A 14601-nucleotide genomic window follows, 5' to 3' on the forward strand; every position below is an offset into this window, starting at 1 on the left:
AGGAGATCCCGTGCCCAGTGAGGCTCGCAGTTCAACGGTTACCCGCAGGGTCCGGGCGGCAGCGGCCCTGGATCACTAGATCCGAGCGACGGTGATGAATCCCGACGAGTACGAGGCGGCGCTACGCCGCCTGCCCGAAGCGCACTCGCTGGCGCTACGCCTGCACGACGCCGGAGTGACTTGCGACGTGATCTCCAGCTATTTGCACATAGAACCCGAAGGCTTCGCCACCCTGCTCGACCTGGCTCGAAGAAAACTGGACACGGCGCTCAGCAAACCGCCGCACCCAAAACCCTCGTCGCCCCGCCCTTAAAGGAGTGCCGCGACGCGAAAGACACCCTTGGCGCGTGCAGAGCCGGTCGGACAGCCCGAAGCGTCTGCACCACACCGGTGCGTTGAGCGCGGCGAGTTGATTGCCCGTCGAAACCAAGTAGTCGCGCGCGTTGACGGGCCGAAATCCAAGTAGTGCCCTACGGGGCAGTTCCCGCACAGTTGCGGCGACCATTCCGGGTGTCGATAGCGATGTTTGCCACATTGGAGGTCATTCATGAGCCCGCACCGGATCCGAAACCGTGCCAAGGCCGAGCAAGCGCGGGCCACCGCGCGCCGACGCCGCGAATCGAACGGACATCCCCGCGTCACGACATGGCTCGGGGTGGGCGCATTCACGCTCGGGGTGGGTGCGGCATTGACCTGCGGAGCGGGCGTCGCACACGCCGACGAATCGAGCGCGGGCGCCAGCAGCAGTGACACCACTTCGGAGTCGGCGAGCTCGAACACCGGGTCGACCGGCACCGCGCACAACGCGACCGACACCACCCAGCCGCCGACATCGGTGACGGCGACTACCAATACCGACACCGACTCGACCGGTTCGGCGCCGAAGGCCGGCGGCGCTACCGCCGCGGCCACGAACACGACTACCACGACCGGTGCAACGTCGGTGTCGGTTAGCACGAACACCGGGTCGATCGACAACTCTCCCTCCGACACCAACGACACCGATTCGGCTCCGGCGACGCCGACCCACAACGACTCGTCAACGCCCTCGGTCCCGGCGACGGTGACCGCATCGAGCACGCCAAGTACCGCGGCGTCGGCGCTGATCGTCACGCCGAGCACGCCGCCGAACACCACCACGACGGAGTCCGGACTGGTAGTCCCGACGGAGTCCGGACTGGTGGTCCCGACGACTCCCGCACCGGTGGTGGTCGAGTTGCCGTTCGCCGCGTTCATGTCGTTCACGCAGCGCGAGCTGGATTCGACGACCGCCAATCGCGTTGCGGCCGCGACGGTGGCACAAGCCACTCCTACCGCCGCCGGGTTGCCGTTTGATCCCGTGCCGTTGTTCGGCGCGGTCATCTATCAGCCGATCCACACCGTGGGGCAGCTGTTCATCGCCAGCCCGTTCGGGGTGGCCTTCGACGTCTTCGTCAACCCCTTCTCCCAGGCGCTGATCGGTCAGAAGTTGATCGGCAACGGCGCCGCCGGCGTGTCGGGCGGAACCCTGATCCAGGCCAGTGGCGGTGCCGGCGGGCTGTTGTTCGGCGACGGCGGGGCGGGCGCGACCGACGCCACCGGGGTGGGCGGCGCTGGTGGAGCCGGCGGCTGGTTCTTCGGCAACGGCGGCGCGGGTGGGCTCGGCGTCAACGGCGGCGCCGGCGGGGCCGGTGGCGCCGGGGCGGTGCTGATGGGCTACGGCGGCGCAGGCGGCGACGGCGGAGCGGGTACCGCGGTTGCTCCAGGTGGGGCGGGCGGAGCCGGCGGAGCGACGGGTTTGCTGTTCGGTATCGGGGGTGCGGGTGGGGCCGGTGGAGCCGGTAGTGCTGGCGCCCAAGGACTTTCGGGTGCCGTCGACGGCGGGAACGGCCAGGCTGGCGGGGCGGGCGGAGCCGGCGGGGCCGGTGGGGCCGGCGCGCTGTTCCTCGGCAGCGGCGGGGCCGGCGGAATCGGCGGGATCGGCGGAGTCGGTGGGGCCGGCGCCAACGGCACCAGCGGGGTGGCCACCGGCGTGGCCGGCGGAACTGGAGGGAACGGCGGGGCCGCCGGTAACGGCGGGGGCGGCGGACAAGGCGGACAGGGCGGCTGGTTCGGCCTGCAGGGTATGGGCGGGGTCGGTGGCGCCGGCGGCAACGGCGGGGCGCCCGGTGACGGCGGCAACGGGGCGCAGTCGGCGATTTCTGGCGTTGCCGGCGCCGACGGCGGCGACGGCGGAAACCCCGGCGCGGGAGGGATCGGCGGGATCGGCGGGGCCGGCCTCATCGCGGGGGCCGACGGCGCGGCTGGGAGTACACCCACCAGCGGCGGCAACGGCGGCAACGGCGGTCACGGCGGTCACGGCTTCGTCTTCAGCGGCCAGGCCGGCGGGGCCGGCGGTAAGGGCGGCGACGGCGGGGCGGTCGGCAACGGCGGATCCGGCGGCAACGGTGGGTTCGGCGCCCACGGCGTCTACCCGTCGTCAGAGCCTGGGCAGGACGGCGGCTCCGGTGGCGCCGGCGGTGACGGCGGCGCCGGCGGCAAGGGCGGAACCCAAGCCGGTGACGGCGGAGTCGGCGGCAAGGGCGGCAACGGCGGCTACGGCCAGAACGGCACCGCGGGCACCAACGGCGCTGACGCCACCTTTGGCGGCGGTACCGGCGAGGACGGGACCGACGGCGGGGCCGGCGGTGACGGCGGCGGCGGCGGCGAGGGCGGAGCCGGCGGCGCCGCACCGGCAGGTCAGGCCGGCGCACAAGGTGACGGCGGGGCCGGCGGAGCTGGCGGCAAGGGCGCGGCCGGCGGTGACGGCGGCAACGGCGGCGACAACCCGGGCTCCTTCGGCGGGGCCGGCGGCAAGGGCGGCGATGGCGGCGACCCCGGCGCCCAAGGCCTTGGCGGCAAGGGCGGGGTGGGATCGATCACGGGTCTGGATGGCACCAACGGCGGCACCGCGACCAGCGGCGGCAACGGCGGCAACGGCGGCGCGGGCGGACCGGGTTACTCCTTCAACGACACCGTCTTCCCCGGGGGCAGTGGTGGGGCCGGCGGCAACGGCGGTTCGGTCGGTAACGGCGGTGACGGCGGTGTCGGCGGTGGTGGCGTCATCGGCCTCACCGGTGCCACTGGAGCCACCCCGGGGGCTACCGGCGGAGTCGGCGGCGACGGTGGACTGGCCGGCAACGGCGGAGCCGGCGGCAACGGCGGCGCGCTGGCCGGTGACGGCGGCGACGGCGGACAAGGCGGTACCGGCGGACAGGGCGGTACCGGCGGCACCGGCGCGGCTGGCGCGACCGGCGCCACCCCAGGTGCCGACGGCACCGACGGCGGCGACGGCGGCCAAGGCGGTACCGGAGGACAAGGCGGCAACGGTGGAGCCGGAGGCACTGCAGCTGCGGGCGTGGCCGGCAGCACCGGGGCCGGCGGGGACGGCGGCCAAGGCGGCACCAGCGGCGAAGGCGGCACCGGTGGCACCGGCGCCACCGGCACCTTCACCGGCGACCCCACCGGGGCTGGCGGTGACGGCGGCGACGGCGGCGACCCAGGACAAGGCGGCGCCGGCGGAACCGGCGGAACCGGATCCACCACCGGAAGTACCGGCGCCGGCGGCAGCAGTGCGACCAGCGGAGGCAACGGCGGAACCGGCGGCAAAGGCGCTGACGCCGTCACCCCCGGCGGCAGCGGCGCGGCCGGTGGCGACGGCGGCGACGGCGGAGCGGTCGGCAACGGCGGCACTGGCGGAACCGGAGGCAAGGGCGGCATCGGCACCACCGATTCATCCACGCCAGGCGCGGCCGGCGGCCAGGGCGGCATCGGCGGCATCGGCGGGGTCGGCGGCAACGGCGGCAGCACCTCCGGTAACGCCGGCAATGGCGGCACCGGCGGAGTCGGCGGAACCGGTGGAGCCGGGACGACGGGCGCCTCCGGCGGCACCGGTGTCGAAGGCCTCGATGGTGGGCTCGGCGGCGGCGGCGGCACGGGCGGCCAAGGCGGAGCCGGCGGCAACGCAACCAACGGGCAAGCCGGCGCACAAGGCGCCGGTGGGGCCGGCGGCACCGGCGGAACCGGAGGCGACGGCGGCAACGGCGGCAACGGCGCCGACGGCACCAACTCGCCCAATCCATCCGACAAGAACGGTAAGGGCGGTATGAACGGCGGGGACGGCGCAGAGGGCGGCGGCGGCGGCGCCGGCGGCCAAGGGTCCAGCACCGGGGCAACCGGTGCAGCCGGCTCCATGGGCAACGGCGGCAACGGCGGCAACGGCGGCAACGGCGGCTCGTTCATATCCGGCGGCAGCGGCAACGGCGGCGGCTTCGGCGGCTCCGGCGCCATCGGGGGCAGGGGCGGCAACGGCGGCAACGGCGGCGATAGCACCATCGGCGGCTTCGGCATCGGTTTCGTCGGCGGCGGCGGCGGCAACGGCGGCCAGGGCGGTAGTGGCTACGTCGGCGCAGGTGGCGCAGGCGGTAGCGGCGGCAACGGCGGCCGTGGCTCAACCCTCAACCTTACGAGTTCCGGTGGCGGTGGCGATGGCGGTGCGGCCGGCAAGGGCGGCAAGGGCGGCGACAGTAGCGGCACCGCGGGCGGCGCCGGCGGTGCGGGCGGTACCGGCGGCCAGGGCGGCGACGGTGTCTTCGCGCCGGGCGGATCGAGCACCGTCGGCGGCGTAGGTGGAGCGGGCGGGAACGGTGGCGGGGGCGGGACCCGATACGTCGACCTCGTGCCCTTCCCCGGCCAGGGTGGCGTGCCCGGCGCTCCCGGTAACGACCCGACCGGCGTCTTTGGAGTCATCGGCGGCGACGGTGGAAGCGGCGGAACGGGCGGAGCCGGCGGTGTCTAGGCCGTCGCCAGGCTCGAGACGGTGAGTTAGGCCGCTAGACCGATCGCGCCAAGCCAGGCGCAAAGGGTTCGGCAGTTCGGGCAGGCCGTCGAAACCAGGTAGTGGCTCGCATTCGCGGGCCGAAACCCAAGTAGTGCCCTACGGGGAACTTCCCGCGCAGCGGCGACAACCATTCCGGGTGTCGATAGCGATGTTTGCCACACATTGGAGGTCATTGATGAGCCCGCACCGGATTCGAAACCGTGCCAAGGCCGAGCAAGCGCGGGCCACGGCGCGGCGGCGGCGCAACTCGGGCAGCGATCCCCGCGTCCTGATCTGGCTGGGAGCGGGTGCGGTCACGCTCGGGGTCGGCGCGGCACTGGTCAGTGGCGCGGGCGTGGCGCACGCCGATTCGAGCGAGGGCGCGACGAGCAGCGGCAGCACTTCGGAGCCGGCGAGCACCAAGACCGAGTCGAGCGACTCGACCAAGAACAGCACCGACACCGACAGCACGAACAGCAGCCCCTCGGCCGCCTCCGCGAGTGCGAACACCGCGTCGACCAACTCCCCGAGTAGCACCAACACGACCAGCGGCGCCACCTCCGTGTCGGCGACGACGACCACCGGATCAACCAGAAGCTCGACCGAAAGCACGTCGAACGAGTCCGCTGCCGCGTCAACGACCAGCAACACGAGTACGTCGGGTTCGGCAACATCCACCGCCAGTAGCACTTCGACGGCCACTGCCGACATCACGGCAGGCGCGGATGCCACCGCCGGGTCGACAAGCGATACCGACACGCCCGATCAAGACGCGCTGACGCCCTTTGTCACTGCGGCCGACGGCACGACGGGATCGGCCACACCGAGCGCGCCGACGGTCAGTGCGCCGCCACCGTTGATCGTCGTGCCGCCGGCCTCGTCGACGATCCACACTGGACTGCTGGTCCCGACCGCACCCGTGGATCCGGTGGTACCCCTGCCGTTCGAGGTGTTCACGTCGTTCACCCAGCGCGACCTGGACTCGACGACCGCCAATCGGTTGGCGGCGGCGAACGTGGCACCGGCCAGCCCCGTCGTCGGATTGCCCTTCGATCCGGTGACGTTGTTCGGGGCGGTCATCTATCAGCCGGTCCACACCGTTGGGCAACTGTTCATCGCCAGCCCGTTCGGGGTGGCCTTCGACATGTTCATCGACCCGATCTCCGTGGCGCTGATCGGCCGGGAGCTCATCGGCAACGGCGCCGCCGGAGTCGCGGGCGGAACCCTGATCCAGGCCAACGGCGGTGCCGGCGGATTGTTGTTCGGCGACGGCGGTGCAGGCGCGACCGACGCCACCGGTGCGGGCGGCGCGGGTGGAGCCGGCGGCTGGTTCTTCGGCAACGGCGGCGCCGGTGGGCTCGGCGCGAACGGCGGCGCCGGCGGAGCCGGTGGTGCGAGCGCGTCGCTCATGGGCTACGGCGGGACGGGCGGCAACGGCGCGAGCGCCGTCACCGCGGGTGCTGCCGGCGGTGCGGGCGGGGCCGGTGGAGCGACGGGCTTCCTGTTCGGCATCGGAGGCGCGGGCGGTGACGGCGGAGCCGGTGCTGCTGGCTCCCAAGGACTTTCGGGTGCCCTCGACGGTGGCAACGGCCAGGCTGGCGGGGCAGGCGGAGCAGGCGGGGCCGGTGGGGCCGGCGCGCTGTTCATCGGCAACGGCGGCAAGGGCGGGACCGGCGGGATCGGCGGAGCAGGCGGCAACGGCGGATTCGCCAAGTACGGCGTCGACGCAACGGCCGCGGGCGAAGCGGGTGGCGCTGGCGGAAACGGCGGGAACGGAGCGGCCGGCGGCAAGGGCGGGTCCGGCGGAAACGGCGGCAGGAGTGGCCTTTTCGGTATCTCGGGCCTCAACGGAAGCGGCAGTAGCGGCGGCGACGGCGGGAACGCCGGGGCACCCGGTGATGGTGGCGACGGAGCTGTCGGCGACAGCACGCACCTCGACGGCGGCGCCGGCGGCAGCGGCGGGAATCCCGGCGAGGCTGGAGCAGGTGGGCTCGGCGGTGCGGCAGGCATCGGTGGTACCGGAGGCAGCCTTGGCGCCGACGGCATCACAGGCCTCGCGATTACCCGCGGCGGCAACGGCGGCAACGGCGCACGCGGCGCACGCGCCACCACCCCGGGTGTGAATGGCGGAGCCGGCGGGGCGGGCGGCAACGGCGGCGCCGTCGGCAATGGCGGCAACGGTGGACGCGGCGCTGACGGCGCAGCCGGTGATGACGGAACCAACGGTGATGTCGCGGGCTCTTCGGGAACCGCGGGCAAGGACGGTGGCGCCGGCGGTGTCGGCGGTGCCGGTGGTCAGGGCGGCTCGACCTCCGGTAACGGCGGGGCTGGAGGGTTCGGCGGTGCCGGGGCGGTTGGTGGCAAGGGCGGCAACGGGATTGACGGCGCGGGGGGCCTGTCCGGTGTCAATGACGGCGCGGGCCAAGCCGGCGGCGACGGGGCCAACGGCGGACACGGCGGGGCAGGCGGGGCGGGCGGCAACGGCGGCACTGCGCTCGGGGTGGGCACCGCAGGCGCCAACGGCAATGGCGGGGCAGGCGCGAACGGTGGAGATGCTGGCACACCCGGCGATGGCGGCGACGGCGCGGATGGTGACAGCACCAATTCCGCCGGCGGCAAGGGCGGCGACGGCGGTGACGCCGGCGTCGCCGGCGTAGGCGGGTCCGGCGGCGCGGCAGGTACGGGCGGCACCGGCGGGATTCCCGGCACCGACAGCGTCGCTGACACTGGCCAAGCGGTCACCAGCGGCGGCGACGGCGGCACCGGCGGCCAAGGCGCCGACGCCACCGCCCCCGGCGCGAAGGGTGGAACCGGTGGGGCAGGCGGCAACGCCGGCTCGGTCGGCAATGGCGGTACGGGCGGTGACGGCGGAAGCGGCGCAGCCGGCGAGGACGGCACCGACGGCGCCGCGGCGGGCGATTCGGGTACCGAAGGCAAGGTCGGTGGGTACGGCGGCTACGGCGGGGCAGGCGGTCTGGGCGGCTCGACCTCCGGCAATGGCGGGGCGGGCGGTTCCGGCGGGGCGGGTGCGGTCGGCGGAAGGGGCGGCAACGGTGTTGACGGCGCAGCCGGTGTGTCCGGTGTCGACGATGGCGCCGGACAAGCCGGCGGCGGCGGGGCTGACGGTGGTCGCGGCGGGGTGGGCGGCAACGGTGGCAACGGCGGCGGCGCCCTCGGTGCGGGCGGCTCAGGTGTCAACGGCAATGGCGGGGCAGGCGCGCAGGGCGGCGCCGCCGGCAAACCTGGCGACGGCGGTGATGGCGCTGACGGTGACGCCATCAATCCCGCCGGTGGGAAGGGCGGTAATGGCGGTGACCCTGGCCTCGCAGGCATAGGCGGGACCGGCGGGTTGGCTGGCTACGGCGGCACCGGCGGTAGCGCAGGCACCCACGGCATCGACGGCGTCGTGGTGACCAGCGGGGGTGACGGCGGCGACGGCGGCGACGCCACGACCGCCAGCGGGAAGGGCGGGGCCGGCGGTGCGGGCGGCAACGGTGGAGCCGTCGGCGACGGCGGCAGCGGTGGCAACGGTGGCAACGGCGCGACCGGCGCGACCGGCGTCAACCCGCCGCTCATCGGCGGCGCGGCCGACGGGAAGATTCCGGATCCTCCGCGGGTCCATCAAGGGGTCGGCGCCCTCTTCGGCGAGCAGGGCGGCAACGGCGCGGATGGCGTGCTCCCGGGCCAGGTAGGCGGTCACGGCGCGTACGGCCAAGAAGTGCAGGTGGGCATCGGGGATGCCAGTGGTGGCCCCGGCGGCAACGGCGGTGACGGCGGTGACGGCGCGCCAGGAGGGAACGGCGGCAATGGTGCCGACACACTCATCAACTTTGGTGCCGTTTATGGCGGCAACGGCGGGCAAGGTGGTGACGGCGGTGCCGGCGTGGCCGGTGCCCAGGGCGGCGAGGGCGGGGTCGGCGGAGCCGGCGGACTCGGCGGGTCGCAGTCCGGCAACGGCGGCAACGGGGGCACCGGCGGAGCGGGCGGCACCGGCGGCCTTGGCACCGTAGGCGCTGCCGGTGGCTCGGGCGGCAACGGCGGCTATGCCGTATTCATGGACATCAACACACCAATACACAAGGGCGGAAACGGCGGTCCCGGCGGGGACGGCGGTACCGGCGGTGCAGGCGGCACCGGCGGAACGGGCGGCAATGGTGGAGCCGCAGGTACCGCTCAAGGGTTGGGAGTCGATGGGGCTCGCGGTGGCGGTGGAGCGCCTGGCCTCGGCGGCAGCGGTGGCGGCGGCGGCGCCGCTGGTGCGGGTGGCGAAAGGGGCTCCTGGAAGAACCGCTTCGGAAGTGAGGCCAGAGACGGCATCGACGGGCCCAAGGGTGACGCCGGTGCGGTCGGCGCGACCGGGCAGGGAGGCATATCCGGCGACGCAGGCTGAGGCACCGGCTACCGCGTCGACCCGCCGCCGCGGTGAGCCGTCGGCCTCCGAGACTGCGAATCTAAGCGAGCAGCGGGACACCCTCGTGCGGCTCGGGCAACAGGATCTCGAACATGGCCCGACGGGTAGCGACCAGTTCGACGGTCCCGAAGTCATTGCTCGACAACCGAACCCGGCACGTCGCCAACGCCGAGTTGTAGCAGTACTTCGTGTGCCCGGTCGTGTCGAAGTACGTCAACCCGATGACGTCGGACGGCTCGGCGGTGAGCTCGCCCTCGATCGTCGCACCGTCTACGCGCGCCCCGAACGACGAGGTAAACGGCCGGTATTCCCCTCTGGTGTGGCGGGTTTCGAGCACCGAGCGAACGGCGAACTCCCTTTCGCCATGGCGCAATACGAACAACGTCGCCGCAGGCAGGGTGATGGGCCCGACGGCTGCGCGTGCGGTGACGAGCTCCAGGCTGGTCTCAGGCGCATCGTCGAACCCGCACACCTGACCGAACGCATACGACGGGGTGTGCCGTCGGCCCCAGTTGTGGTTGACGCTCCCCCGCCACCCCGTCACGTCGAGCCGACCGCCGAAGTCGACCGTGCCGTCGAACGTGGCGAGCGGGTTGCGGACCATCGTCTTCGCCGTCGGGAACTTCGCCCGGTAGCCCCGTTCGGTGAGCAGCATCACGGGCTCGGCCGTCCCCGGAGCGATGCGCAGGTCCCACGTCGCCGCGCGGCCGTCGACGGCGAGCTGCCCGCGCACGGCGGTGTCGTCGATGGTGGCCTCGCCGATCCGCGCCGCCCATTCGTGATACCGGTACTCCGAGTCGGCGAGCGGATGCCCCACCTTGATCGCCCGGTGCCCGGCGCCTTCGGGGTCGAACACCATCAGCCACACGTCGGCCACCGACTCGCCCCTCGTCGGGAGCAACAACGTCTCGCGCAACCAGAGCGCCTGCGGCGCGTCCGGATGGTTCGCGCGCACGAAACGACTCTCGTAATAGGGGGCTTTGACGGCCATCACCGGTTCAGCATCCAATACTTGTCCCGTGACGGTAACCACGATCGCGCTTTACGTGCTGGGCGGCATCGTCGCGATCGAGGCCGTCGTGATCGTGGTGCAGTCTCGGCGACTGGCCCGTCGCACCGAGGAACTCGCCGAGGCGCAGCAAAAGGTGGACACCCGCGCCAACCTGCTATCGGGCGGCCGGGAAGCGGTCAAGCAGATGTGGCAGACGGCCAACATCATCCGCAAGGAGGGCCTGGGCGCGGCGGTCCGCTCGTCGATCGAGGACCTCGCCGACTGGGCCGAGGTGGAGCGTCCCGACCTGGCCCGGCTCGCACCCAACGGACGCCTCGCGATCCTGTTCTCCGACATCGAGGAGTCGACGGCGCTCAACGAACGCATCGGCGACCGGGCCTGGGTCAGGTTGATCGACCGCCACGACAAGATGGTCGGCAGGCACGTCAAACGTCATCACGGATACGTCGTGAAGAGCCAGGGCGACGGGTTCATGATCGCGTTCGCACAGCCCGAGGAAGCAGTGCGGTGCGGCGTCGACCTGCAGCGCGAACTGCGCAGGCAACCGAACGGCATCCGCGTGCGCATCGGGATTCACGCGGGCAAGTCGGTGCGCCGCGGCGACGACCTGTTCGGCCGCAACGTGGCGCTGGCCGCGCGGGTGGCAGGGCAGGCCGAAGGTGGCGAAGTGCTCGTCAGCGAGCCGGTGCGCGAGGCGGTCGGAACCTCCGACGACGTTGCCTTCGACGAAGGCCGCGACGTCGAGCTCAAGGGCTTCAGCGGAACTCACCGGCTGTACACGGTGGCGCTGTAGCCGCCCCTATTCGGGCTGGCCGGCCTCCGCGAGCCGCTGGTGCAGCCGCGCCCGGATGTCGTCCGGGGTGTACGACTTCCGCTTGCGCTGATCGCGCGCCACCAGCACTCCACCGGCCATTACGCCGGCGACACCGGCCAACCCAACCCACTTCCAAATGCCTCGCATGGACAAAGTCTGCCTAAGCTGCCCACGTGAACGCGAATACGGTGACGTTGGACCGCGCGCTGTCCGAGACGCGGACGGGGGACATCTGGCTGTTCCGCGGCGACTCGGGCCCCGACCGCGCAATCCAGACCTTGACCAACGCGCCGGTCAACCACGTTGGGATGACCGTCGCCATCGACGACTTGCCTCCGCTCATCTGGCACGCGGAGCTCGGTCAGAAGCTGCTCGACGTCTGGACCGGGGATCATCACCGCGGCGTTCAGCTGCACGATGCCCGCGAGGCCGTCGAGCAGTGGATGGTGCTCTACGAGCAGAAGTGCTGGCTGCGCCAGATGACCCCGTATGCGACCCGGGAGCAGGAGGACAAGCTGTTGCGCGTGATCGCGCGCATGGACGGCACGCCGTTCCCGACGACCGCCGGGGTGCTTGGACGCTGGTTCCGTGGACGGGTCCCCACGGTGAACGACTTCACCCGCGGCATTCCCGTCGTCGACGACAAGGTGCGCGAAGTCAGCCAGCGGAGGAAGGCCAAGAAACGGACCGTCGGTTTGGAGGCGGCCTATTGCGCGGAGGTCGCCGCCATCACCTACGAGGAGATGGGCCTGTTGGCGACGGACAAAGATGCGAACTGGTTCGATCCTGGCAAGTTCTGGAGCGGCGACACGCTGCCACTCGCCCCGGGTTATCAACTCAGTGACGAGATCTCCGTCGTGCTCTAGGAACCGGAAAGCGTCCGGTCAGCAGCCGCCGCGGCACACGGTGTCGACATAGACCGTTCCGCCTGGGTTGGACGGCATCAGTCCGTGGACCGCCCCGATGGTGCAGTCCGACAGGTCACCCTGAGCGCCGTTGATCTGAACGCTGTAGCCCTGGGCCTTCAGGTCGGCGATGGTGGCGTAGGCCGCGCCGGTTTCCGCCTCTGCCGTTGCGGCCAATCCGAGTCCCGCCGCGGCCATCGCGCCGGTCACGACGGCGGTGACGATGAACTTCTTCACAATCCTGCTCCTTCGTTGTCGCCCAACAGGGTGCCCGCGCCCTTGACGCGTGCAGTGGCTAGTGACCATTCAGCCATCGACCGTTACGTCCGACAACGAACGAAACAGTGACATCCTCCCATCTGGAACGCGTTGGAAAACGCTAGGTGGACAGTTCATTGCGTGTCCCGCGCCGCCGTGTGTTCCTGCTAGCAGGAGGGTCGGAATGGGCGTCAGCAGTGACGACACCGGATCGCGTGCGCGCCAGGATCTGAGGTAGTCCAAAAAGGACGTCTCAGCACACCGGAGGACATCATGAAGACAACGCTCAAGTTCGTTACGCCGTGGTTGGCCGCAGCCGCAATCGGTGGAGCGATCGCACTCGCCCCCGTCGCCGGCGCCGCCACCGTCACGGCGACGACCGCCAACACGTCCGTCCTCGCCTACGAGGGCACCTCTCCGCTCGTGCCGTATGGCCCCGATCCCCAGGTCCCCCAACGGCTGGGGTACATCGACTCGAACCACGACGAAGCCAACACCTCGAACGGTCAGGTGGATCTTCCCTTCTGAGGGCGGGTTCAGTCTCGGTGATACACGACGTTGACGACGGTGCCGTCGGGTGCGCGCACGAAGAACCGGCGCACGCCCCACGGCTCCGTCGTCATCGGATGCACGATCTCGTAGCCGAGGCGCTGGGCTTCCTCGTAAGCGCCCTCGACATCGTCCGTGTGTACGGAGATGACCGAGTCCTCTGGCGCGGTCGCATCGCCAGTCACCAGCTGGACGTTCACCCCGTTCTCAGGCGACGTGTAGCGGGCCACCCACCCCATGTTGAACTCCTCGGTCTCCAGGCCGAGGAACTCGGTGTAGAAGCCCTTCGCCGCCTCGATGTCGGCCACCCGTAGGTTGGCCGTGATGCGTTTGGCGCGCATGCGATTTCTCCCTTCGTGCAGGACTAGCCGACAAGGACTACCCACGCGGGCCCACGTTGAACCGGGGCCAAACCTTCTATGCGAAATCCCTTGAGAATCTTCCAAGAACGCGGTCCTACATTCATGTTGTCAACAACCCAGCGGTCGACCGAGACCGCGAAACTTCAAGGGAGAAAACAACATGAACGCAACACAACCGCTCAAGAAGATCATCGTCGGGGCACTGCTTTCGGGCGGCGTCGCACTCGCCGGATTGGGCATGACCGCGGGCGTCGCCCAGGCCGCCCCCGACCGGCCGGGCCCGACGATCGACATCTCGGACTGGGGTGGCCCCATCGTCGAGTGCAACCGCTGTGGCCAGACCCTCCCGGGCGGAGTCGACGTCTCGCTCCCCGGCGGCTTCAAGCTGCCCGGCGCACAGCACTAGGCCGCCACGAAGTCACCTTCAGCCCGCCATCGGCTAGCCGGTGGCGGGCTGAAGCTTGAGCCACGTCAGCCCTCGAACGACTTCACTCCGACAGCCGCGCAGACAGCCTTCAAGCGCTTGTCCCTCGTCCACAGTTGGGCACCGCCGACCACCGCCACCGCCGCCATCAGATGGACATCGACCGTACTCAGACCCCGCCCCCACAGCCGCCGTCGATCAGTCAGGTGAAGGACTTCGTAATGATCGATCGTCGGGAACTGATACAGGTTGGCGAGCAGGTCGAGCACCACGTCGCGTTGCTTTATCGAGCCGAGGGCCATTTCCTCGACTACCAATGGGTGGCAGCCGATTTGATCGGCACCTAGTAGTTCGACGAGCCCGACTCCGTCGCGTGCAGATGGTCGATCCAAATCGCGGTGTCGACCAGGATCATTCGACCGATTTGCGCCGACGAGGTGCGGCCGCCGCCCGTGAATCCGTTCCACCGAGTGCGGCGAGTCGCCGAGCGCTTTCCACACGGATGAGTGTCTGCAACCCCTGCCGGAGCAATGCGACGTTCTCATGAACGCCGGTCAGTTCGGCTGCCTTTGCCAGCAGCTCGTCGTCGATGGTCACCGTCGTTCTCATCGGACACCTCTCCGCGCATCATTGATGCAATCCACGATGCCACGCTTCCGCCAATGCCGCTGCAGCTACTGCTGACCGATCCACGGAACGCAGACGTTCAATCAAACTCCGTGGCGCGTCGCTGACGTGACGGTTAAACGCCGCCGTCGGACAACTACACGGCCTAGTCTGGGGGCCTCGGGCGTCAAGCAGTGGTGCTCGCGACGGATCGCCCGACGGTGATCACGCCTTCGAGTGAAAAGGAGGCGTGAATTGGCTTCCCCGCTACCCGAGTCGTCCTGTGCTGGTTCGGGATTGCGCCACCGGCCGGTCGAAAACCATTGCGTGACTGGTCCAATCATCGGCGCCGTACTCGATGACTCCCCGCATCACCGGCTGGGGTCATTCTCAACGCTGTCGCGCTTTCCGCGATGGCGTCGT

General features: G+C 71.1%; 15 protein-coding genes and 1 pseudogene. 7 read left to right on the forward strand and 9 right to left on the reverse strand.

Annotation, left to right across the window (positions count from 1 at the left end):
* The first annotated feature begins 94 nt into the window (after nt 1-94).
* Nucleotides 95-313, forward strand: a complete 219-nt coding sequence (locus SLQ33_RS13725; RefSeq protein WP_319454413.1) for a hypothetical protein — start codon at nt 95-97, stop codon at nt 311-313.
* On the opposite strand, the gene SLQ33_RS13730 is transcribed toward SLQ33_RS13725, so the two are convergent.
* The gene (locus tag SLQ33_RS13730) at nt 310-1236 is read right to left on the reverse strand and encodes a hypothetical protein (RefSeq protein WP_319454414.1); all 927 of its coding nucleotides are present in this window, start codon (nt 1234-1236) and stop codon (nt 310-312) included. The two genes, SLQ33_RS13725 and SLQ33_RS13730, sit on opposite strands and share 4 nt — an antisense overlap.
* Here SLQ33_RS13730 and SLQ33_RS13735 point away from each other — a divergent pair.
* Nucleotides 1181-4816 (forward strand): PE family protein, encoded by a 3636-nt coding sequence (locus SLQ33_RS13735; RefSeq protein ID WP_319454415.1) that lies wholly within the window; start codon nt 1181-1183, stop codon nt 4814-4816. The two genes, SLQ33_RS13730 and SLQ33_RS13735, sit on opposite strands and share 56 nt — an antisense overlap.
* 138 nt (nt 4817-4954) lie before the next feature.
* On the opposite strand, the gene SLQ33_RS13740 is transcribed toward SLQ33_RS13735, so the two are convergent.
* Entirely contained in the window at nt 4955-5596 is a 642-nt protein-coding gene (locus SLQ33_RS13740; RefSeq protein ID WP_319454416.1) for a hypothetical protein, read from the reverse strand.
* A gap of 6 nt (nt 5597-5602) precedes the next feature.
* The gene (locus SLQ33_RS13745) at nt 5603-5917 is read right to left on the reverse strand and encodes a hypothetical protein (protein ID WP_319454417.1); all 315 of its coding nucleotides are present in this window, start codon (nt 5915-5917) and stop codon (nt 5603-5605) included.
* 64 nt (nt 5918-5981) lie between these two features.
* Between SLQ33_RS13745 and SLQ33_RS13750 the strand changes: the two genes are divergently transcribed.
* Nucleotides 5982-9227: a PE family protein gene (locus SLQ33_RS13750; protein ID WP_413467656.1), complete on the forward strand. Its 3246-nt coding sequence runs from the start codon at nt 5982-5984 to the stop codon at nt 9225-9227.
* 61 nt (nt 9228-9288) lie between these two features.
* Here the strand turns inward: SLQ33_RS13750 and SLQ33_RS13755 are convergent, their stop codons facing one another.
* Nucleotides 9289-10239 (reverse strand): hypothetical protein, encoded by a 951-nt coding sequence (locus SLQ33_RS13755; RefSeq protein WP_319454419.1) that lies wholly within the window; start codon nt 10237-10239, stop codon nt 9289-9291.
* Between the two features lie 28 nt (nt 10240-10267).
* On the opposite strand from SLQ33_RS13755, the gene SLQ33_RS13760 reads away from it, so the two are divergent.
* The gene (locus SLQ33_RS13760; protein ID WP_319454420.1) at nt 10268-11053 is read left to right on the forward strand and encodes an adenylate/guanylate cyclase domain-containing protein; all 786 of its coding nucleotides are present in this window, start codon (nt 10268-10270) and stop codon (nt 11051-11053) included.
* A gap of 6 nt (nt 11054-11059) precedes the next feature.
* Here SLQ33_RS13760 and SLQ33_RS13765 read toward each other — a convergent pair whose 3' ends face one another.
* Nucleotides 11060-11221 (reverse strand): hypothetical protein, encoded by a 162-nt coding sequence (locus SLQ33_RS13765; protein WP_319454421.1) that lies wholly within the window; start codon nt 11219-11221, stop codon nt 11060-11062.
* A gap of 26 nt (nt 11222-11247) precedes the next feature.
* Here SLQ33_RS13765 and SLQ33_RS13770 point away from each other — a divergent pair, with 26 nt between their 5' ends.
* Complete coding sequence (locus tag SLQ33_RS13770; protein ID WP_319454422.1) at nt 11248-11940, forward strand: guanylate cyclase; 693 nt, start codon at nt 11248-11250, stop codon at nt 11938-11940.
* An 18-nt stretch (nt 11941-11958) separates the two neighbouring features.
* Here the strand turns inward: SLQ33_RS13770 and SLQ33_RS13775 are convergent, their stop codons facing one another.
* The gene (locus SLQ33_RS13775; RefSeq protein ID WP_319454423.1) at nt 11959-12216 is read right to left on the reverse strand and encodes a hypothetical protein; all 258 of its coding nucleotides are present in this window, start codon (nt 12214-12216) and stop codon (nt 11959-11961) included.
* 294 nt (nt 12217-12510) lie between these two features.
* On the opposite strand from SLQ33_RS13775, the gene SLQ33_RS13780 reads away from it, so the two are divergent.
* Nucleotides 12511-12765 (forward strand): hypothetical protein, encoded by a 255-nt coding sequence (locus SLQ33_RS13780; RefSeq protein WP_319454424.1) that lies wholly within the window; start codon nt 12511-12513, stop codon nt 12763-12765.
* An 8-nt stretch (nt 12766-12773) separates the two neighbouring features.
* Here the strand turns inward: SLQ33_RS13780 and SLQ33_RS13785 are convergent, their stop codons facing one another.
* Entirely contained in the window at nt 12774-13127 is a 354-nt protein-coding gene (locus tag SLQ33_RS13785) for a VOC family protein (RefSeq protein ID WP_319454425.1), read from the reverse strand.
* A gap of 181 nt (nt 13128-13308) precedes the next feature.
* On the opposite strand from SLQ33_RS13785, the gene SLQ33_RS13790 reads away from it, so the two are divergent.
* The gene (locus tag SLQ33_RS13790; protein WP_319454426.1) at nt 13309-13554 is read left to right on the forward strand and encodes a hypothetical protein; all 246 of its coding nucleotides are present in this window, start codon (nt 13309-13311) and stop codon (nt 13552-13554) included.
* 65 nt (nt 13555-13619) lie between these two features.
* Here SLQ33_RS13790 and SLQ33_RS13795 read toward each other — a convergent pair.
* Nucleotides 13620-13987: pseudogene (locus SLQ33_RS13795) on the reverse strand (type II toxin-antitoxin system VapC family toxin).
* The gene (locus tag SLQ33_RS13800) at nt 13984-14181 is read right to left on the reverse strand and encodes a type II toxin-antitoxin system VapB family antitoxin (RefSeq protein WP_319454427.1); all 198 of its coding nucleotides are present in this window, start codon (nt 14179-14181) and stop codon (nt 13984-13986) included. Before SLQ33_RS13800 ends, SLQ33_RS13795 begins: the two are co-directional and overlap by 4 nt.
* Nucleotides 14182-14601: the final 420 nt, after the last annotated feature.

Origin of the sequence: Mycobacterium sp. RTGN6, from assembly GCF_033804605.1 — a bacterium.
Classification (GTDB): Bacteria; Actinomycetota; Actinomycetes; order Mycobacteriales; family Mycobacteriaceae; genus Mycobacterium.

Bases quoted from the DNA above. Each gene is read 5' to 3' on its own strand.
- SLQ33_RS13725 (WP_319454413.1), top strand. From the start codon at position 95: ATGAATCCCGACGAGTACGAGGCGGCGCTACGCCGCCTGCCCGAAGCG.
- SLQ33_RS13730 (WP_319454414.1), bottom strand. From the start codon at position 1,236: ATGAACGCGGCGAACGGCAACTCGACCACCACCGGTGCGGGAGTCGTC.
- SLQ33_RS13745 (WP_319454417.1), bottom strand. From the start codon at position 5,917: ATGACCGCCCCGAACAACGTCACCGGATCGAAGGGCAATCCGACGACG.
- SLQ33_RS13750 (WP_413467656.1), top strand. From the start codon at position 5,982: ATGTTCATCGACCCGATCTCCGTGGCGCTGATCGGCCGGGAGCTCATC.
- SLQ33_RS13755 (WP_319454419.1), bottom strand. From the start codon at position 10,239: ATGGCCGTCAAAGCCCCCTATTACGAGAGTCGTTTCGTGCGCGCGAAC.
- SLQ33_RS13765 (WP_319454421.1), bottom strand. From the start codon at position 11,221: ATGCGAGGCATTTGGAAGTGGGTTGGGTTGGCCGGTGTCGCCGGCGTA.
- SLQ33_RS13780 (WP_319454424.1), top strand. From the start codon at position 12,511: ATGAAGACAACGCTCAAGTTCGTTACGCCGTGGTTGGCCGCAGCCGCA.
- SLQ33_RS13785 (WP_319454425.1), bottom strand. From the start codon at position 13,127: ATGCGCGCCAAACGCATCACGGCCAACCTACGGGTGGCCGACATCGAG.
- SLQ33_RS13790 (WP_319454426.1), top strand. From the start codon at position 13,309: ATGAACGCAACACAACCGCTCAAGAAGATCATCGTCGGGGCACTGCTT.
- SLQ33_RS13800 (WP_319454427.1), bottom strand. From the start codon at position 14,181: ATGAGAACGACGGTGACCATCGACGACGAGCTGCTGGCAAAGGCAGCC.